This is a genomic window from Stutzerimonas sp. KH-1 (assembly GCF_054483855.1).
Genome location: NZ_CM137011.1, coordinates 3,301,233 through 3,319,936 on the forward strand (window position 1 = coordinate 3,301,233; position 18,704 = coordinate 3,319,936).

The 18,704-nt window shown below is 66.0% G+C and carries 17 protein-coding genes and 1 pseudogene; 7 read left to right on the forward strand and 11 right to left on the reverse strand.

All coding sequences use genetic code 11. The features are described 5' to 3' along the window. Positions 1-19: 19 nt before the first annotated feature. Positions 20-507, reverse strand: a pseudogene (locus tag ACX1DW_RS15950) (nucleotidyltransferase family protein). Positions 508-637: 130 nt separating this feature from the next. Between ACX1DW_RS15950 and ACX1DW_RS15955 the strand changes: the two are divergent. Continuing rightward, positions 638-862, forward strand: coding sequence for a DUF2188 domain-containing protein (locus tag ACX1DW_RS15955; RefSeq protein WP_003284021.1), 225 nt, complete (start codon positions 638-640; stop codon positions 860-862). Positions 863-894: 32 nt separating this feature from the next. Here ACX1DW_RS15955 and ACX1DW_RS15960 read toward each other — a convergent pair whose 3' ends face one another. Together ACX1DW_RS15960 and ACX1DW_RS15965 are read right to left on the reverse strand one after the other, a co-directional pair. Next, positions 895-1,533, reverse strand: a complete 639-nt coding sequence (locus tag ACX1DW_RS15960) for a peroxiredoxin (RefSeq protein ID WP_003284022.1) — start codon at positions 1,531-1,533, stop codon at positions 895-897. A 47-nt stretch (positions 1,534-1,580) separates the two neighbouring features. Next, positions 1,581-2,156, reverse strand: a complete 576-nt coding sequence (locus ACX1DW_RS15965; protein ID WP_011911458.1) for an RBBP9/YdeN family alpha/beta hydrolase — start codon at positions 2,154-2,156, stop codon at positions 1,581-1,583. Positions 2,157-2,412: 256 nt separating this feature from the next. Here ACX1DW_RS15965 and oscA point away from each other — a divergent pair, with 256 nt between their 5' ends. The 6 genes from oscA to ACX1DW_RS15995 all read left to right on the forward strand — a co-directional run bounded on the left by oscA (position 2,413) and on the right by ACX1DW_RS15995 (position 7,823). Further along, positions 2,413-2,592 (forward strand): sulfur starvation response protein OscA, encoded by a 180-nt coding sequence (gene oscA / locus ACX1DW_RS15970; protein ID WP_011911457.1) that lies wholly within the window; start codon positions 2,413-2,415, stop codon positions 2,590-2,592. A gap of 270 nt (positions 2,593-2,862) precedes the next feature. After that, complete coding sequence (locus tag ACX1DW_RS15975; protein ID WP_458991874.1) at positions 2,863-3,861, forward strand: sulfate ABC transporter substrate-binding protein; 999 nt, start codon at positions 2,863-2,865, stop codon at positions 3,859-3,861. A 188-nt stretch (positions 3,862-4,049) separates the two neighbouring features. Further along, positions 4,050-4,868, forward strand: a complete 819-nt coding sequence (gene cysT, locus ACX1DW_RS15980) for a sulfate ABC transporter permease subunit CysT (protein WP_458991875.1) — start codon at positions 4,050-4,052, stop codon at positions 4,866-4,868. A 10-nt stretch (positions 4,869-4,878) separates the two neighbouring features. Then, entirely contained in the window at positions 4,879-5,754 is an 876-nt protein-coding gene (gene cysW, locus ACX1DW_RS15985) for a sulfate ABC transporter permease subunit CysW (RefSeq protein WP_458991876.1), read from the forward strand. Next, complete coding sequence (locus tag ACX1DW_RS15990; RefSeq protein ID WP_283269871.1) at positions 5,751-6,737, forward strand: sulfate/molybdate ABC transporter ATP-binding protein; 987 nt, start codon at positions 5,751-5,753, stop codon at positions 6,735-6,737. Before cysW ends, ACX1DW_RS15990 begins: the two co-directional genes overlap by 4 nt. 96 nt (positions 6,738-6,833) lie before the next feature. Beyond that, positions 6,834-7,823 carry a 2-hydroxyacid dehydrogenase gene (locus ACX1DW_RS15995; protein WP_458991877.1) on the forward strand — a complete coding sequence of 330 codons (990 nt, stop codon included), beginning with the start codon at positions 6,834-6,836 and terminating at the stop codon, positions 7,821-7,823. On the opposite strand, the gene ACX1DW_RS16000 is transcribed toward ACX1DW_RS15995, so the two are convergent. From ACX1DW_RS16000 to ACX1DW_RS16035, 8 genes are all read right to left on the reverse strand, one after another. Then, positions 7,813-8,490 carry a uracil-DNA glycosylase family protein gene (locus ACX1DW_RS16000; RefSeq protein WP_458991878.1) on the reverse strand — a complete coding sequence of 226 codons (678 nt, stop codon included), beginning with the start codon at positions 8,488-8,490 and terminating at the stop codon, positions 7,813-7,815. The two genes, ACX1DW_RS15995 and ACX1DW_RS16000, sit on opposite strands and share 11 nt — an antisense overlap. Before the next feature lie 10 nt (positions 8,491-8,500). Beyond that, positions 8,501-9,037 (reverse strand): DUF3299 domain-containing protein, encoded by a 537-nt coding sequence (locus tag ACX1DW_RS16005; RefSeq protein ID WP_458991879.1) that lies wholly within the window; start codon positions 9,035-9,037, stop codon positions 8,501-8,503. Between the two features lie 53 nt (positions 9,038-9,090). Continuing rightward, the gene (locus ACX1DW_RS16010) at positions 9,091-9,342 is read right to left on the reverse strand and encodes a GlsB/YeaQ/YmgE family stress response membrane protein (protein ID WP_013981402.1); all 252 of its coding nucleotides are present in this window, start codon (positions 9,340-9,342) and stop codon (positions 9,091-9,093) included. Positions 9,343-9,426: 84 nt separating this feature from the next. Beyond that, entirely contained in the window at positions 9,427-10,512 is a 1,086-nt protein-coding gene (locus tag ACX1DW_RS16015) for a 5-(carboxyamino)imidazole ribonucleotide synthase (protein WP_458991880.1), read from the reverse strand. Between the two features lie 76 nt (positions 10,513-10,588). After that, on the reverse strand, positions 10,589-11,077 hold the full coding sequence (gene purE, locus ACX1DW_RS16020) for a 5-(carboxyamino)imidazole ribonucleotide mutase (protein ID WP_003297758.1): 489 nt from the start codon (positions 11,075-11,077) through the stop codon (positions 10,589-10,591). A 161-nt stretch (positions 11,078-11,238) separates the two neighbouring features. After that, positions 11,239-13,731, reverse strand: a complete 2,493-nt coding sequence (locus ACX1DW_RS16025) for an ATP-binding protein (RefSeq protein ID WP_458991881.1) — start codon at positions 13,729-13,731, stop codon at positions 11,239-11,241. A gap of 117 nt (positions 13,732-13,848) precedes the next feature. Continuing rightward, positions 13,849-15,774: a bifunctional sugar phosphate isomerase/epimerase/4-hydroxyphenylpyruvate dioxygenase family protein gene (locus ACX1DW_RS16030; RefSeq protein WP_458991882.1), complete on the reverse strand. Its 1,926-nt coding sequence runs from the start codon at positions 15,772-15,774 to the stop codon at positions 13,849-13,851. 67 nt (positions 15,775-15,841) lie between these two features. Then, positions 15,842-18,577: an AMP-binding protein gene (locus ACX1DW_RS16035; protein WP_458991883.1), complete on the reverse strand. Its 2,736-nt coding sequence runs from the start codon at positions 18,575-18,577 to the stop codon at positions 15,842-15,844. Between the last annotated feature and the right edge of the window lie 127 nt (positions 18,578-18,704).

Genomic DNA, 18,704 nt, shown 5'->3' on the forward strand with positions numbered 1-18,704 from the left:
ACGCCAAGCGTCGCGGCGCTCAGCCTTGCACGATGCGCAGGTCCGGCCAGGTTTCGGACCAGCGCTTCGCGGCCAGGCGATCGAGATGGACCTGCCGTTTACGGCCACGAAAGGCCGCGGTGGGACGGACGATCAGAGCGAAAAGGTCGTCCAGACCCAGGGGGGTGGCGACCTCGATCTCGCCTTCCTCGCTCAGTCTGACCCCGATGGCCGTGGCCGTTTCCGGCCAATGGCACATCGCGTCTGCTGCGGTCCTATAGGGCCGATCGCCGTTGTGCAGATGCATGCGCGCCTGGTTCTTCACCGACCATTCGAGCGAGGCGTCGGCACGCCGCAATCTCGCTTCGATCTCGGCGTCCGCCGCCGCGTCGCAGCGCCCCCGGTCGAACCAGATGACGTCGATGTCAGCCGGCAATCCGGCAAGGCGAGCGCCCTGTCGTGGGCAAGGCAGCGCATGCGCAGCGGATCGGCGGCGATGATGTCGCGCAACTGGGCGTGTGTCGGCATGAGCTCGGCCCTGGCGGCTGGAAGCGGCCAGGCTAGCAGTTGGCGCACGACGGCGCTGCGGTGCCCCGTCTTAGCGAACCCCTGTTCTGTCTAGCACTCTAAACCGCAACCCACAGCGGAGGACTCATGCATGGACAACTACCACATCAATGTCACCGATTCGGGCTGGGAACTGCGCAAGCAAGGGGCGACCCGCGCCTCGAAGACCGCTGCCACCAAGGACGAGATGCTGCAGGTCACCGCGGCCTTTCTCGAAGGCAGGACGGCTTCGGTAAAGATCCACAAGAAGGACGGCACCATCCAGGAAGAGCGCACCTACCCGCGCAGTGCCGATCCGCGTCGCAGCGAGGGCTGACCAAGACTTAACCTCCCAGCCGGGATCCTGTCTCAGCGATTGGGCTGCGGCGTCAGGCGCAGGTACGGCTTGACCGCGCGATAGCCCTTGGGAAAGCGCTGCTTGATCTCCTCCTCGTCCTTGAGCGAGGGCACGATCACCACCTCGTCGCCGTCCTGCCAGTTGGCCGGGGTCGCGACCTTGTGGTTGTCGGTCAGTTGCAGCGAATCGATTACCCGCAGGATCTCGTGGAAGTTGCGCCCGGTGCTCGCCGGGTAGGTGATGGTCAGACGCACCTTCTTGTTCGGGTCGATGACGAACAATGAGCGCACCGTCAGGGTGTCGTTGGCGTTGGGATGAATCAGGTCATACAGCTCGGAGACCTTGCGGTCGGCATCAGCCAGGATCGGGAAGTTGACGCGGGTGTTCTGCGTCTCGTTGATGTCGTCGATCCACTTGATGTGCGAATCCACCGGGTCCACGGACAGGGCGATGGCCTTGACGTTGCGCTTGGCGAACTCGTCCTTCAGCTTGGCGGTGAAGCCCAGTTCGGTGGTGCACACCGGGGTAAAGTCGGCCGGGTGCGAGAACAGCACACCCCAGCTGTCACCCAGCCACTCGTGGAAGCGGATGCGGCCTTCGCTGGAGTCCTGTTCGAAATCGGGGGCGATGTCGCCGAGGCGGATGCTCATCTTCGTTCTCCTTTCTTGCATTGGTTGCGGCATTGGTTGATAGCGGTTCAGGCGCGCCGTTGCGCCTGTCGCTCGATCCGGCTCTGCAAGCGGTACAGGCTGGCGAAGCCCTGCTCCCAGCGCCGATGTCCGGAGGCCACGTTGATATGCCCGGCGCCGGCCAGGATCGTGGTCTCGCTGCCCCAGGCGTGGCCCATCTCGACGGCACGCGCGGCACTGGCGGCAGTGTCGTTGTCCGAGCCGATCAGCAGGCTGGCGAATGGCAAAGGCTGGCGAGGGATCGGGGCGAAGTTGCGCAAGGGTTCCGGGCAGCCGCTGCGTTCGACATCCGCGGGGGCCACCAGCAGGGCGCCGCGCACCCGTTGCAGCAGCTGCGCAGGCGCCTGAGCCGCCCAGTGCGCAACCGTGATGCAGCCCAGGCTGTGCGCCACCAGAATGACCGGTTCGGCATGGGCGGCAATGCTGCGCTGCAGCTCGGCGACCCAGTCTTCACGACGCGGAAGGAGCCAGTCCTGCTGCTCCACTCGGGCGCTGCCCGGCAGGGTGCGTTGCCAATGGCTCTGCCAGTGCTCATCGGGCGAGCCGTGCCAGCCCGGCACGATCAGATATCGGATGCTGCGCATATCGGCGCCTCCTGTGATTCATGACGGCCAGTCTAGACAGCAGATCGAACAACTTAAAAAGAATAACGAATTCTTTATTTATTCTTTTTCAGCCTATCTGACCGCCTGATAAAGAGTCGTCTTCTTATTCCATACCGATCTATAAATGTTATTAAACAATATTTTTAAGAATATTTCGCCCGCACCTATGATCCGCTCACGCCTTGCTGGCTACGGCCGTTCCGGTCGTCACGAAAGGCTTTCACGGAGAACAGCAATGACCGCGACCATTCGCAACCTCGAGGGGCAGGACGAAGCCAGCATCCTGCGCGAGATCCACAGTGCCCTGAGCGGCCTCAAGTTCGGCTCGGTTGAAATCACCGTGCACAACGGCCAGGTCGTGCAGATCGAGCGCAAGGAGAAGTTCCGCCTGCAGCCGACCGGCAAGAACGCCTGACCCCGACTACCCCATCCATCAGCCCGACTGGACCACCGGAGGGCGTGACCATGAAACGAGCCGAGACCATGAACACGCACCGGTACTGCAGCTGTCGCCCGCGAATGCGGAGCTAATTAATCGAGTCACTGAAAACCACCTGACACAGCTAGACCAGGTTGCAACCCGCCGGGCTGCTTCTGCCTCGCCCTGCCTGTCTTCCAGCGTCGTTTCAGCGACCGCCCCTGAAGCGCCAACACATACCAAATTAGTTTTTTCAGGAGCTGCACCATGTCCATTCGTCGCTTCGCCCTCGCCGCCCTGGCGAGCGCGCTGATCGCCGGCCCCGCACTGGCCGCCGATACCCTGCTCAACGTGTCCTACGATCCGACGCGCGAGCTCTATGTGGAATTCAACGACGCCTTCAACAAGCACTGGCAGGCCCAGGGCCATGAGCCGATCAAGATCCAGCAGTCCCATGGCGGCTCCGGCAAGCAGGCCCGCGCGGTGATCGACGGCCTGCGCGCCGATGTGGTGACCCTGGCCCTGGCGGGCGATATCGACGAGCTGCATCGCCTCGGCAAACTGATCCCCGCGGATTGGCAGACCCGCCTGCCGGACGCCAGCACGCCCTATACCTCGACCATCGTGTTCCTCGTTCGCAAGGGCAATCCGAAGGGCATCAAGGACTGGGACAACCTGGTCAAGCCGGGCGTCGAGGTGATCACGCCGAACCCGAAGACCTCCGGCGGCGCACGCTGGAATTTCCTCGCCGCCTGGGCCTACGCCCAGCAGAAATACGGCGACGAGCAGCAGGCCCAGGCCTTTGTCGAGAGGCTCTACAAGAATGTGCCGGTGCTCGATACCGGCGCCCGCGGCTCGACCGTCACCTTCGTCAACAACGGCATCGGCGACGTGCTGCTGGCCTGGGAGAACGAGGCCTTCCTGGCCCTGAAGGAACAGGGCGGTGAAGATTTCGAGATCATCGCGCCTTCGCTGTCGATCCTTGCCGAGCCACCGGTGGCCGTGGTGGACAAGAACGTCGAGCGCAAGGGCACGCGGGCGCTGGCCGAGGCCTATCTGAACTACCTGTACAGCGAGGAAGGCCAGCGCATCGCGGCGAAGAACTTCTACCGGCCACGCAACGAGGCCGTAGCGGCCGAATTCAAGGATCAGTTCCCGGCGCTGAAGCTGGTCACCATCGACGGGGACTTTGGTGGCTGGAAGGCCGCACAACCGAAGTTCTTCAATGATGGCGGCGTTTTCGACCAGATCTATCAGGCCGAATGAAGCTACTGCACTTGCTCATACTTCGTTGAAGACCGGCTCGGGCCTGCTCATTTACAGCCCGTAAACTCCGCGGCCCTCGCCGGTCTTCGCCTTGTCTGAGCTGCCCTCGTGACGCTTCAGCCGAAACCTCCTCAATCGGATCGCTATGACCACGGCGGATTCTTGTCCGCCCTGTCGAAGGAATAGTCATGTCCCGCCGAACCTCCCCCGTCATACCCGGCTTCGGGCTGACGCTGGGCTACACCCTGGTGTACCTCAGCCTGTTGGTGCTGATTCCCCTGGGTGCGCTGTTTCTCAAGACCACCGAACTCTCGTGGGCGCAGTTCATCGCCATCGTCAGCGCGCCGCGCGTGCTGGCGGCGCTCAAGCTGAGCTTCGGCACCGCCTTCGCGGCCGCCGTGCTCAATGGCGTGATCGGCACGCTGCTGGCCTGGGTGCTGGTGCGCTATCGCTTCCCCGGCCGCAAGGTCATCGAGGCGATGATCGACCTGCCCTTCGCCCTGCCGACCGCGGTGGCAGGCATTTCCCTCACCGCGCTGTACGCGCCGAACGGACCGATCGGCCAGTTCGCTACCGAGCTGGGCTTCAAGATCGCCTACAGTCCGCAGGGCATCACCCTGGCACTGACCTTCGTGACCCTGCCCTTCGTGGTGCGCACCCTCCAGCCGGTGCTCGCCGATATCCCGCGTGAAGTGGAAGAAGCCGCAGCCTGCCTTGGCGCGCGTCCGCTGCAGGTGGTTCGCCATGTGCTGCTGCCAGCGCTGCTGCCCGCCTGGCTGACCGGCTTCGCCCTGGCCTTTGCCCGCGGCGTCGGCGAGTACGGCTCGGTGATCTTCATCGCCGGCAACATGCCGATGAAGACCGAGATCCTGCCGCTGCTGATCATGGTCAAGCTGGACCAGTACGACTACGCCGGCGCCACGGCCATCGGCGTGCTGATGCTGGTGGTGTCTTTCATCCTGCTGCTGGCGATCAACCTGCTGCAGCGCCGCATTGCCCACGGCTGAGGAGGCCAGCATGACTACCGCTTCCCTGCCCGTGTCGGCGAATGCCCGCGCCACCACTACCCGTCGCGGCAAGCAAACGGCCCGCCGCCTGTTGATCGGCGCGGCCTGGTTGACCTTCGCGCTGTTCCTTCTGCTGCCGCTGTTGATCGTCCTCGGCGAAGCCTTCAAGCAAGGGGTCGGCACTTTCTTCACGGCGATCCTCGAGCCCGATGCCCTGGCCGCGCTCAAGCTCACCCTGCTTGCCGTGGGCATCTCGGTGCCGCTCAATCTGGTGTTCGGCGTCGCCGCCGCCTGGTGCGTGAGCAAGTACGAGTTCCGCGGCAAGAGCCTGCTGGTGACCCTGATAGACCTGCCGTTCTCGGTCTCCCCGGTCATCGCCGGCCTGATCTACGTGCTCTTGTTCGGCGCCCAGGGCTATTTCGGCGAGTGGCTGAGTGATCGCGATATCCAGATCGTCTTCGCCGTGCCGGGCATCGTCCTGGCGACGCTGTTCGTCACCGTGCCCTTCGTCGCCCGCGAGCTGATCCCGCTGATGCAGGAGCAGGGCAGTACCGAAGAGGAAGCCGCGCGGCTGCTCGGCGCCAGCGGCTGGCAGATGTTCTGGCACATCACCCTGCCGAACATCAAATGGGGCCTGATCTACGGCGTGGTGCTCTGCACCGCGCGGGCAATGGGCGAGTTCGGCGCGGTGTCGGTGGTCTCCGGGCATATCCGCGGGCTGACCAACACCCTGCCGCTGCACGTCGAGATTCTCTACAACGAATACAACCACGTCGCCGCGTTCAGCGTGGCCAGCCTGCTGCTGGCCCTGGCGCTGGTGATCCTGCTGTTCAAGCAGTGGAGCGAATCGCGCATCGCGCGCCTGAAAACCGGAGCACAGCCATGAGTATCGAAGTCCGTGACGTCAACAAGCGCTTCGGCCAGTTCCAGGCGCTGCAGGCGATCGACCTGCACATCCAGAGCGGCGAACTGGTCGCCCTGCTCGGCCCGTCCGGCTGCGGCAAGACCAGCCTGCTGCGCATCATCGCCGGACTGGAAACGCCGGACAGCGGCAGCATCGTGTTCCATGGCGAGGATGTCTCCAGCCGCGATGTGCGCGACCGCAACGTCGGCTTCGTCTTCCAGCATTACGCACTGTTCCGCCACATGACGGTGTTCGACAACGTGGCCTTCGGCCTGCGCATGAAGCCGAAGAAGCTGCGCCCGAACGAAGCGGTGATCGCCGCCAAGGTGCACGAGTTACTGAATCTGGTGCAGTTGGACTGGCTCGCGGACCGTTACCCCGAACAGCTCTCCGGTGGCCAGCGCCAGCGCATTGCCCTGGCCCGCGCGCTGGCAGTGGAGCCCAAGGTGTTGCTGCTCGATGAGCCGTTCGGCGCGCTGGACGCCAAGGTGCGCAAGGAACTGCGCCGCTGGCTGGCGCGGCTGCACGAGGACGTGCACCTGACCTCCGTATTCGTCACCCACGACCAGGAGGAGGCGATGGAGGTCGCCGATCGCATCGTGGTGATGAACAAGGGTGTGATCGAGCAGATCGGCACGCCGGCGGAGGTGTACGCCAACCCCGCCAGCGAGTTCGTCTACCACTTCCTCGGCGACGCCAATCGCCTGCAGCTGGACGAACAGCGCAGCGTACTGTTCCGCCCGCATGAGGTTTCCCTGAGCCGTGAAGCGGTGGCCGAGCACCTGGCCGGCGAGGTGCGCGACATCCGCCCGCTCGGCGCGCTGACCCGCGTCACGCTGAACGTCGCAGGGCAAGCCGAGCCGATCGAAGCGGAGGTCGGCAACGACCACGCCAGCCTGGTGGGCGTGCAACGCGGCAGCACGCTGTACTTCCAGCCCAAGGGGCAGGCACTGCGCGCAGGCTGATGCGTGCCGCCGGTCATATCGGGCGACAGAAGCGACTTGGCCGCGGCGGGCAACTGTCGCACCCTGTCGGCAGTCGCCCCTTATCGCGAGGCTCCCATGCGCATCACCCTGTTCAGCAGCAAGCCCTATGACCGTGACAGCTTCCAGGCCGCCAACCACGCCCATGGCTTCGAGCTGCACTTTCTCGAGACCCGCCTGGACCCTGACACCGCGGCCCTGGCGACGGGCGCCGAAGTGGTCTGCCCGTTCGTCAACGACGTGCTCTCCGCCCCCGTGCTGGAGCAGCTCGCGGCCGGCGGCACGCGGCTGATCGCACTGCGCTCGGCCGGCTACAACCATGTCGATCTGCCCTGCGCCAGGCGTCTCGGCCTACCGGTGGTGCGGGTGCCGGCCTACTCGCCGCATGCCGTGGCCGAGCACACCGTGGCACTGATCCTGGCGCTCAATCGCCGCCTGCCGCGTGCCTACAACCGCACCCGCGAAGGCAACTTCTCGCTGCAGGGGCTGACCGGCTTCGATCTGGTCGGCAAGCGCGTCGGCGTGGTCGGCAGTGGGCAGATCGGCGCGGTGTTCGCGCGGATCATGCAGGGCTTCGGCTGCGAGGTGCAGCTCTATGACCCCTACCCCAACCCGGAGCTGGAGCGCCTCGGCATGCGTTACGTGGCGATCGACGAGCTACTGGCCGGCAGCGATATCGTCAGCCTGCACTGCCCGCTCACCGAAGAGACCCGTCACCTGATCAACCAGCAGAGCCTGGCGACCATGAAACCGCACGCCATGCTGATCAACACCGGCCGCGGCGCGCTGATCGACACGCCGGCGCTGATCGGCGCGCTGAAGAGCGGCCAGCTCGGCTATCTGGGGCTGGATGTCTACGAGGAAGAAGCCGGGCTGTTCTTCGAGGATCACTCCGGCCTGCCGCTGCAGGACGATGTGCTGGCGCGGCTGCTGTCGTTCCCCAACGTGATCGTCACCGCCCACCAGGCCTTCCTCACCGAGGAGGCGCTGGCAGCCATCGCCGGCACCACCCTGGGCAACGTCGCTGCCTGGCAGGCCGGGCAGCTCGCCAATCAGGTCAGCGACTAGCCTCGAGCTGGCGCAGGCGCGCTTCCAGCAACACGGGGAAGCGTTTGAACCAGGTCTGGTTCAGCGGTGAGGGGTGCGGCAGCGGGTGCAGGGTGAAGGTTCGTGCATGGCCTTGCGCGTCTTGCAGATCGATATCGAGGTTGGCCGTAAAGCGATCCTCACGCTGCCAGAACGCCTCCAGGCGCTGGCGCGCTTCGCGCGGCTGGCCGATGGCGAACCAGAGAAAGGCCTCGCGACCGAGAGTGACGATATGCCGGCCATGCCAGCTGTCGATCAGCAACTGGCGCATCAGCGGCTGGAAGCGGCGCTTCACCGCCATGGACCAGGCCTTGTTGCCGATGGGCTTGTACGGCACGGTGTTGATCCAGAAGTAGTGCCGCCCCAGCGCCCGTCCCGCCTCGAAGTCCGGCATTTCAGCGCCATGCAGGTGGCGATAGAGCACGCGCCGGACGATCTGTCCGCCGGACCCAATGAAGGGTTCGCCATGACGCACCTCCTCGCGGCCCGGGTCGCGGCCGAAGAAGCAGAGCGGTGCGTCAGCGTCGCCAAGCCCGATGATGGGTTCCAGCGGATCACGTTCGAATGCCTGGTAGACCGGCAGATCGATGCCTTCGGTGTGCGCAGCCAGCTCACGTAGCGCCTGACGGAGTTCGGTGGGCAGCGCCATGACCTGCGGCTCAGAGGTCGCTTTCGTCGACCAGCTCGACCGCCGCCGCTTCCAGGACATAGGCGGCATCGGCCAGGTCGTTGCTGACCGGCTCGATCTGCAGGCGACCGTCGACCCACAGCGGCGCGTAGATGTCCTCCAGGGCGATGCCCTTGGGGTAACGCACCAGCACGATCTGGTTCGGTGGCGGCGGCGGCACGTGAATGCAGGCGCCCGGATAGGGCACGAGGAAGAACTCGGTGCTGCGTCCGCGGGCGTCGCTTTCCAGCGGCACCGGGTAACCGCCGAGGCGGATCTCGCGGCCGTTCAGCTCGGCGACCGTCTTGGCCGAGTACATCACCGGCGGCAGCCCGGCCTCCTGCTTGAGCCCGCCCTGATCGCTGAAGCCCAGGTCCTCGGGCGTCGCGTGGTCGATTTCCGGCATCTCCTCCAGCGCCTGGCGATCCTCGGGCGGCATCAGTTCCAGCCAGTCGAGTTCCGATGGCACGGCATGAACGGTGGCAACGAGGGCGAAACAGCAGAACAACGAGGCGAGAAATGAACGCATGAGGTCACTACGTGAGAAGGGAACGGGGCCGCAGGGCGCGGCCCCGCGGCGGGTCAGTGCTTGCGGCTGGTGACCATGCCGTAGATCACCAGCAGGATGATCGCACCGACCACGGCGCCGATAAAGCCTGCGCCCTCGCCCGCCTGGTACAGGCCGAGCGCCTGGCCGCCGTAGGTCGCCAGCAGCGAGCCGCCGATACCCAGCAGGATGGTCATGATCCAGCCCATGCTGTCGTCGCCCGGCTTCAGGAAACGCGCAACGAGGCCGACGATCAGGCCGATGATGATGGTGCCGATGATGCCCATGGTTGTGCTCCTCAGGTCCGAAAGGTGGGTAACCAATGGACCCGAGGGGGCTACCGCCGTTCGCCGTCGCCGGACGGCCGGGCGTCAAGAGTGCGGGATCAGCGTCTCTACTGCGGTGATCTGGCGGTCCAGCGTGGCGCGATCAGGGCAACGCAGCGTCGCATGGCCGACCTTGCGTCCGGCCTTGAAGGCCTTGCCGTAGTGGTGCAGGTGGCAATCCTCGATGGCGATCACCTTGTCCACCGGCGGCACTTCGCCGATGAAGTTGAGCATGGCGCTCTCGCCCAGCTTGGCGGTCGAGCCCAGCGGCAGGCCGGCGACGGCACGCAGGTGGTTCTCGAACTGGCTGCACTCGGCACCTTCGATGGTCCAGTGGCCGGAGTTGTGCACACGCGGGGCGATCTCGTTGGCCTTCAGCCCGCCGTCCACCTCGAAGAATTCGAAGGCCAGCACGCCGACGTAGTCGAGCTTCGCGAGCACGCGACCGACATAGTCCTCGGCCAGCGCCTGCAACGGATGGTTGCTGCTGGCCACCGACAACCGCAGGATGCCGCTCTCGTGGCTGTTGTGCACCAGCGGGTAGAAGCAGGTTTCGCCATCGCGGCCACGCACGGCGATCAGCGAGACTTCGCCGGTGAACGGCACGAAACCTTCCAGGATGCACGGGACGCTGCCCAGCTCGGCGAATGCACCGGCAACATCGGCCGGCTTGCGCAGCAGCTTCTGGCCCTTGCCGTCATAGCCCAGGGTACGGGTCTTGAGCACGGCGGGCAGGCCGATGCCGGCTACCGCGGCGTCGAGATCGGCCTGGGACTGGATGTCGGCGAACTCCGGGGTGGGAATGCCGAGCTCCTTGAACATGGATTTCTCGAACCAGCGATCGCGAGCGATGCGCAGCGATTCGGCGCTCGGGTAGACCGGCACGAACTGCGAGAGGAAGGCCACCGTCTCGGCCGGCACGCTCTCGAATTCGAAAGTGACCAGGTCCACCTCGTCGGCCAGCCGGCGCAGGTGATCCTTGTCGTCGTAGTCGGCGCGGATGTGCTCGCCGAGGGCCTGGGCGCAGGCGTCCGGCGCGGGGTCGAGGAAGGCGAAGCTCATGCCCAGCGGAGTGCCCGCCAGGGCCAGCATGCGGCCCAGCTGGCCGCCACCGATCACACCAATTTTCATATCAACGGCCCTTCACTAAGGCGGCAGATCCAGCGCGCGGCGGGCGCAGCGCTGGGAAGCAAAGTTAAATTCCGGCTCAACCGCGCGGGTCCGGATTATCGAGCACCGTCTGGGTCTGCTCGTCACGGAATTTCTTCAGCGCTTGGTGATACTCGGGGAATTCATGGCCGAGGATGCTCGCCGAGAGCAGCGCGGCGTTGATCGCGCCGGCCTTGCCGATGGCCAGGGTGGCGACCGGCACGCCGGCCGGCATCTGCACGATGGACAACAGCGAATCGACCCCGGAGAGCATCGACGACTGCACCGGCACGCCGAGCACCGGCAGATGGGTCTTGGCGGCGCACATGCCCGGCAGGTGGGCGGCACCGCCGGCACCGGCGATGATCACGCGCAGGCCGCGCGCTTCAGCCTGTTCGGCGTACTGGAAGAGCAGGTCGGGGGTGCGGTGGGCGGACACCACCGTCACTTCATGGGGAATGCCCAGCTTTTCCAGCATCTCGGCGGTGTGGCTCAGGGTGGACCAGTCGGACTTGGAGCCCATGATCACGCCTACCAGTGCGCTCATCGTCGTGCCTCTCGTCGGGCGCCCGCGGGCGCGTCAATAACAACAAACCACGCAAAAGAGCGTGGCCTGGATGGGCGCGAACCGGCCAGAACCGCCCGCGCGCGAAAGCCGCGCAGTATAGCGCAAGGCATGACTGGCCAGTACCCCGGACGGTCGACCGGTTACCGCGCTGGGTGCGGCACGAGCCGCGGCAGCTCGATCCAGAAGCGGCTGCCCACACCCGGCTCGCTGTGCAGGCCCATCTGGCCGTTCATCAGGCGGGCGAACTCCAGACACAGCGACAGGCCGATACCGGTGCCCTGAATCATGCTGTTCTCCCGCCCGAGCCGCTGGAAAGGCTCGAACACCTGCCCCTGCTGCGCCGGATCGATACCCAGCCCGGTGTCCTCGACCAGCAGACGAACCAGCGTCGGGGTGGTTTCCGCGCGCAAGGCGATGCGGCCCTCGGGGATGTTGTATTTCATCGCGTTGGACAGCAGGTTGAGCACCACCTGACGCAGGCGCCGCGGCTCGGCCAGCACCTGCAGGTCCTCGTCGGGCAACGACAGCTCGAGCTGCAGGCCCCGCTGCTGCACTTCCAGCGAAACCAGTTCGGCGCATTCGCGCATCAGGCCGCAGACATCGACGGCCTGCAGTTCCAGTTGAGGCGCTTCCTGCTGCAGGCTCGACCATTCGAGAATCTCGCCCAGCAGCTGGTTGAGATGGCGGCTGGCCAGCAGGATCTCGTCGAGGTATTCGGCCGCTTCGGCCTGGCTTTCGTCATCGCAGTCCATCCGCATCAACTGGGCGAAACCGAGGATGGCGTTGAGCGGCGTGCGCAGTTCGTGGCTGATGCCCGACAGCAGCCGGCCCTTGGCTTCGCTCGCGGCCTGGGCCTGCACAGTGGCGGCGCGCAGCTCCTCCTCGACCCGCTTGAGCGCATCGATGTCGACGTGGGTACCGGCCAGCACCCGCGGCGCACCAGTATCCGGGTCGTGCTCGAGAACCCGCCCGCGGCTGAGCAGCCAGTGATATTCGCCAAGCGCGTCGGCGAAGCGGTACTTGGCCTCGTAGCGCGATTGCAGACCCAGCTTGATGCGCTCGATCTGGGCCAGCGCCTGCTGCAGGTCGTCAGGATGGATACGCTGGCGGAACTGGCTGTCCGACAGCTGCGCGGCCGGCAGCCCGAAGCGCGCCACCAGGTTGCCGCGCACGCGCAGCGATTGGTTGACCATGTCGTATTCCCAGAGGCTCTCGGTGGCGCTTTCCAGCACCAGTTCCAGACGTCGCTGGGTGTCGCCGCGTTGAACCTCGCTGGTTGCCAGGCGAGTGCCGAGCTCCAGCGTCTGGCGCGACATATCGTCAAGTTCGCGGATATCGGCGTGCACCGCAGCCGGTCGCCAGCGGCCGCGGCCGATCTCCTTCATCATCTGCGAGATACCGGCGATGGGATCGCGCAATGCCTGGCTGAGCTGGCGCGCGCGCAGCCACATAACCGCGTAGAAGCCGATGTAGAACAGCAGCAGCCCGGCGATCAGCAGATAGCCGATCTGCCGATAGCGGCTGGCCAGGGCATTGGTCTGGCGAAACACCGCGGCCTCGTCCACCACCGTCAGCAGGTGCCAGCCGGTCTGCGCCACGGTAGTCCAGGCCACCAGCTGCGGCCTGCCGCCGAGCATCACCTGCTGTACGCCACGGTCGGAGCCAGATATCGCCGCAGCCAGCTCGGCGGTTTCGCGGCGGCGATCGAGGCGGAAGTCCTCGGGCTTGAACATCTCGCTGCGGATCGCATCCAGATAGGAGTGCTCGGTCAGCTCGGCCAGGCCGAAATCCTCTTCGCCGGGCTCCGGCAGCGCCATGATCGACAGGTCGTCGCTGACCAGCATGGCGTAGCCGCCCCAGGGCACCTGCAACTGGCCGATCTGTTCGAGGATGCCGCTGACGGTGATGTCGATGCCGACCACGCCTTCGAGGAAATCATCGCGATAGACCGGCGCGATCGCCGACATCATCCAGCCATGCCCGGCCGGATCGAGGTAGACGTCGGTCCAGACCACGCCACGCCCCGGGTTGTGCTCGGCGTCGGCCAGGTAATAGAAGTTGTACTGGGGGATGTCCATGTCCGCCGGGTACTGGTCGAGGGTGAAGAACCACGGATAGATGTGGTTGAAGCTGTCCCAGCTGTTGAAGTAGAGGCTGGCGACCAGCGGATTGCGCGCCTCGATCTCCTTCATCAGCGGCTCCAGCTGCCGCAAGCGCGCGATCTTCTCCAGGTCGTGGCGCTCGGCCGGCGTGGCGTTGGAGTAGAAGACCGCGGCGCCACCGTTGTTCTCAGGACTGTAGCGCACCCCGTCGCCACTCAGCGCCAGCTCCGGCGGCGCGACCGGCGCGTCACCCAGCAGGGCCTGTGCGGTGAGGTTGCGATAAAGCTCGGTGAGCGAGGCGACCTGTTCCAGCTGCTCGCTGATCAGCCGCGACTCGAGGCTGGCCGACGCCTGCAGATCGTTCAGTGCAGTCTCGCGCAGGTGCTCGATCTGGGCGTCGCGGATCGCGCTGTTGGTCAGCAGGTAGATGGCAATCAGCCCCGCCTCCACCAACACCAGTGGAATCAGCGCACTGCGAACGAAAGCCCGCCAGATCCATTGACGCAGGCCGATTGGTTTTGGGGTGGGCACGACAGGGCTCCAGCGGCCGCACGAAACAGGCAATCCGCAAGGGGGCGGGCCGCTCGCGATCATAGCATCGCTGCCGCAGCCACAAGCTAGGGCCTTTGGCTAATCCGCAATGAACCGTCAGCCAGTGCTGGCCATGACACGCGTAGCCGGGGCAGCGCGGCGGCATTGCTTGGCCATGGCGGCCAGGCGTACCGCCACGTTAGCCGTTCCGTAACCGGCGTAGTCGTTGCAGCGCTGCAGGATCTCGAAGAAGAAACGCCCCTCGAACGGCTCGGTGTAGACGTGGAACAGTTCGCCGCCGTCGGCATCGCGGTCGTACAGCACGTTGTAGCGGGCGAGCTCGGCGAGCAAAGCGTCGTCGAAATCGAAGCGCGCGGCCAGATCATCGTAGTAATTGCGCGGAATCTTCAGCAGCGGCACCCCGGCCGCCTGCGCCCGTGCAACCTCGGCGAAGATGTCGTCACAGGCGAATGCCACATGATGCACGCCGGCGCCGCGGTAGCTGGATAGCGTTTGACCGATCACGGTGTGGCGGTCCTGCGAGGTGTTCAGCGGCAGCCGCACCCGCCCGCAGGGACTGCGCATGGCGCGGCACTTCATCAGGCCGTAGGGATCGGGCAGCAGCAGCTCGTCGTCCGCCTCGAAGTCGAACAGACTGCGGTAGAACAGCACCCAGCTGGCCAAACTCTCGGCCGGCAGTGCGGTGGCCATGTGATCGATGCGCTGCAGGCCAGTGCCTGCTGACGCGACGGCGTGCAGGCGGAAGTCGATGTCGTAGTTGCTCTGCCCCGGCGCGCCGGACTCGAGCAGATAGATCAGGCTGCCGTCCGGCGCACGCACGGCCGGAATCTGCCGCTCGTTCGGCCCGATAAGCCCGCGGTAGGGCTGCCCGCCGAAGGCGCAGGCGCGCGCCAGGGCCGAGGCCTCGTCGTCGATCTTCAATGCCATGGCACAGACCGATGGCCCGTGCGCCTCGAAATAGTTGTGTGCGAACGAGTACGGCTCGGCATTGAGCACGATGTTTATCTCTCCCTGGCGATACAGCTGCACCGCCTTGGAGCGATGCTGGCCGACGTGGGCGAAGCCCAGCCGCTGCAGCCAATCGCCCAGCCGCGCCGCGTGCGGCTCGTCGACCGCGAATTCGAGAAAGTCGATGCCCTCGTAGCACGGCGCCGGCGGTGGTGTGAACAGTGCCTGGGTGGCCGGCGCGGGCCTGGCGGTAGCGCTCAAGCGCTGGCCGGTCAGTTCCTCCAGGTGCAACAGGGCGCGCAGGCCATCGGCAGCCACACCACGCGGCGGCGCGGCGCGGAAGCCATCGTTGAACACTTCCAGTGACAGGGGACCGCCGTAGCCGGCCTGCAGTACGGGCGCAAGGAAACCCGCCAGATCGAATTCGCCCTGGCCGGGGAAACAGCGGAAATGCCGGCTCCACTCCAGCACATCCATGCTCAGCAGCGGCGCATCGGCCAGCTGCACGAAAAAGATCCGTTCACCCGGAATATCGACGATTGCGTTGGGATCGTCGCGCAGGGCGAGGGTGTGGAAGCTGTCGAGGATGACGCCCAGCGCCGGATGGTCGACCTGCTGCACCAGCGTCCAGACATCGCGCCAGGTCTTCACGTGACGGCCCCAGGCCAGGGCCTCGTAACCGACCCGCAGGCCACGCGCACCGGCGCGCTCGGCGATGAGGGTGAGGTCGCCGAGCAAGGTCTCGCGGTCGCCCAGCGCATCGGCCTGCACATTGCTGCACAGCAGCATCAGCTCGGCGCCGAGTTCCTGCATCAGGTCGAACTTGCGCTCGGCGCGATCGAGGTTGCGCTGCAGGCGCTCGCGCGGACAGCCCTCGAAATCGCGAAACGGCTGGAACAGGGTGATCTCGATCCCCAGGTCCTCGCAGCGTCGACGAATGTCCTGCGGGCTGCCGGAGTGATAGAGCAGGTCATTCTCGAACAGTTCGATGCCGTCGAAGCCGGCGGCGGCCACGGCTTCCAGTTTCTCCGGCAAGGTACCGCTCAGGGATACAGTGGCGATCGAGCGTTTCATGCGGTTACTCCTGTTACCGAGGGACGCGGGAAGCTGTGCGGCAGCAGCGGGCTCGACACGTGCATGATCAGGGCACCAGGCCATCGCGCTCACCCGGCTCGGTCAGCGGCAACATCAAGCCACTCTGACCAGGCATCGCCGCAGCCGAATCCTCCAGCAACGCGCGCAGTGGCGTGGCGATGGAGGCGGTGTAGTCCTTGACGCAGCGGTGATGGCCGCCGAGTACGTCGTAACTCTCGAAGCTGGTGCCCATGTCGCGCCAAGCCCGGCTGGTGTAGTCGGCGGAGAAATACACCACCGGCGCGTCGATGCGCTCGGGCAGGTAGCGCGCCATCACCAGCGAGTAGCGCAGGAAGCGCACTCGCACCTCGCGATCACGCGCTGTGGGTGGCGTCGGCACATGGCCGGCCAGGCGCTGGCGCACCATGCGCACGCTGCGCCGCGAGATTTTCCAGACCAGGTTGGCGATGCGCTTGGGATAGGGCCACTTGCTGGTCTCCCCGAAGCGACTGAGGGCCTCGTAGGCGCGGGCCAGGTGCATGTCCGGCAGCACGTGGTCGAGGCTGCGCAGAATGACGCGCGACCAGGGCCGAACATTGGCGGTGGGCGGATCGATCAGCGCCACGATCTCCACCTCATGGCCCGCCTCGATCAGCAAGCGGGCGGCCTCGAAGGCCACCAGTGCGCCATTGCAGTAGCCGCCGATGCGATACGGCCCCTGCGCCTGACGTTCGAGGATCAGCGGCAGGCGCTCACGCGCCATCTGTTGCACCGACGCCGGTATCGGCTCGTTGGCCATGCCATGGGGGGCGATGGCGGTCAGCGGCTGCTGCGGGCCGAGCAGCCGAGCCAGGCGCCGGATGTAGTAGCCGCCGTGGGCGAAATCGCCGTGGAACCAGAACAGCGCCGTGCGCCCCGGCTGGGCGTTGAAATCGATGACCGGAATGACGTGGTTGGCAAGGTTCTCCAGCCGCGCCGCCAGCTCGCGGGCGGTTTCGGCCTCGATCAGCAGTGATTCGGGAATCACCCGACCGAGCATCTGCTCCAGTTCGGTGAGCATTTCGGTAGCCAGCAGCGAATCACCGCCGCTGTCGAGAAAGTTATCCTCTGGGCCGACCGCCTCGGTCTTCAGCAGGCGCCGCCAGATGGCTAGCACGTCCTGCTCCAGCTGCGAAGCCGCGACCGCGCCGGTCGACAGGCGGGCACGCTCGTTGCGCTGCTGGACGTAGGCGTCAGCCAGGCGATGGCGCAGCACCTTGCCGGTCAGCCCGCGCGGCAAGGCCTCGATGATCTGCACACGTCGCGGCACCTTGAAGTAGACCAGCTCGTCACGCAGGAAACGCTGCAGCTCGGCGCTCGTCACCTCCATTGCCGGACGCAGTACCACGGCCGCTGCGACATCCTGGCCGAGGCGCTGATGGGGTACGCCGAACGCCGCGGCTTCCGCCACGGCCGGGTGGCGCAGCAGCGCGGCATCGACTTCCGAAAGGCTGACCTTCTCGCCACCGCGGTTGATCACCTCGCGCAGACGCCCGTGCAGGTGCAGGAAGCCTTCTTCATCGAGGCTGCCGATGTCGCCGGTGTGGAACCAGCCGTCGCGCAGCACCTCGCGGTTGAGCGCCTCGTCGCCGAGGTAGCCAGGCATCACCGTGGCGCCACGCACGCGGATCTCGCCGCGCTCGCCAGGGGCGACCGGCTGGCCGTCCTCGCCGACGATGCTCAGGGTCTCCGGCCAGGGTCGCCCGACCGTGCCGGCCTTGCGCGCGTCCGGGGTGTTGGCGGCGATCTGCGCGGCCTCGCTGGAGCCGTAGTGCTCCAGCAGCGGGAAGCCCAGGGTGCGATCGAAGCTGTCGATGATCTCCTGCCCCAGCGGGGCGCCGCCGGATGAGGCGAAGCGCAGCCGTTGTGTGCTCAGCCCTTCGGGGTGCGCACGGGCTGCCTCGAGAATCGCCAGGTGCAGTGCCGGACCGGCGGAATACCAGCTGGGGCGCAGGCTTGCGAACCACTCGTGCAGGTCCACCACCGCCGGGCTGAGCGGAAAGGCGACGCTGCCGCCGGTGAGCAGCGGCGTGAGGATGGTGACCTTCAACCCGTGGGAGTAATAGGGCGCTGACACGCACAGGCAACGATCGCCGGCATCCAGGCCGAACCAGCGCTGCCACTTGCGTGCAGCGGTCAGCATGTTGCGATGGGTAAAGGGAATCAGCTTGGGCAGCGCCGTGGTGCCGGAGCTGCGCAGGATGAACGCCGGGGCGTCTGGCTCGGGCAGCTCGTCCGGCGCCGGCTGCGCCGCAACCGGCATCGCAAGGCGCAGTGCCGGGCTGCCATCTTCCGCCGCTTCGGCACTGATCAACATGAGTCCGTGGCGCTCGGCGGCCGCGCGGCCCTGCTGGTCGCCATCGCTGCCGATCAGCAGGGCATCGAGCGGCAGCTGCTGGAGAAACTGGTCCAGCTCGGCCGGTCCGAGGCGCGGATCGAGCGGTACGGCAACCGCGGAACAGGCGATGGCAATGATCGCGACCGCCGCCTGTGGCGCTTCCGGCAGCAATACACCGATCCGCGCTTCGCGGCCGAAACCGGCCAGGCGCAACTGGCGATGGGTCCGCTCGATCATCTGCTGCAGGCCGCGATGGTCCAGCGGCGCGAAGCGGGTCGAAAGCACCGCCGCTCGATCGGGCGAGGCTTGCGCGATGCGGGTCAGCGCGGCATGCAGGGTGACGGGCGCGATGCTGGCGGTCGCCGGGGCGGGCATAACGAAGCCCGCATCCATATCGGGGACGGTGGCGTCGGAGTCGTGGTTCACGGCTGTCTGTCCTTGGCTAGAGTCCGGCCTGGCCATGGTCGGATTGCTCAGCTAAGACAGCAGTACGAGAAAAAGTTGCCCGGCGCCGCGCAACAAAATGTGTGCAGTTAGCCGCTTGTTACGTACA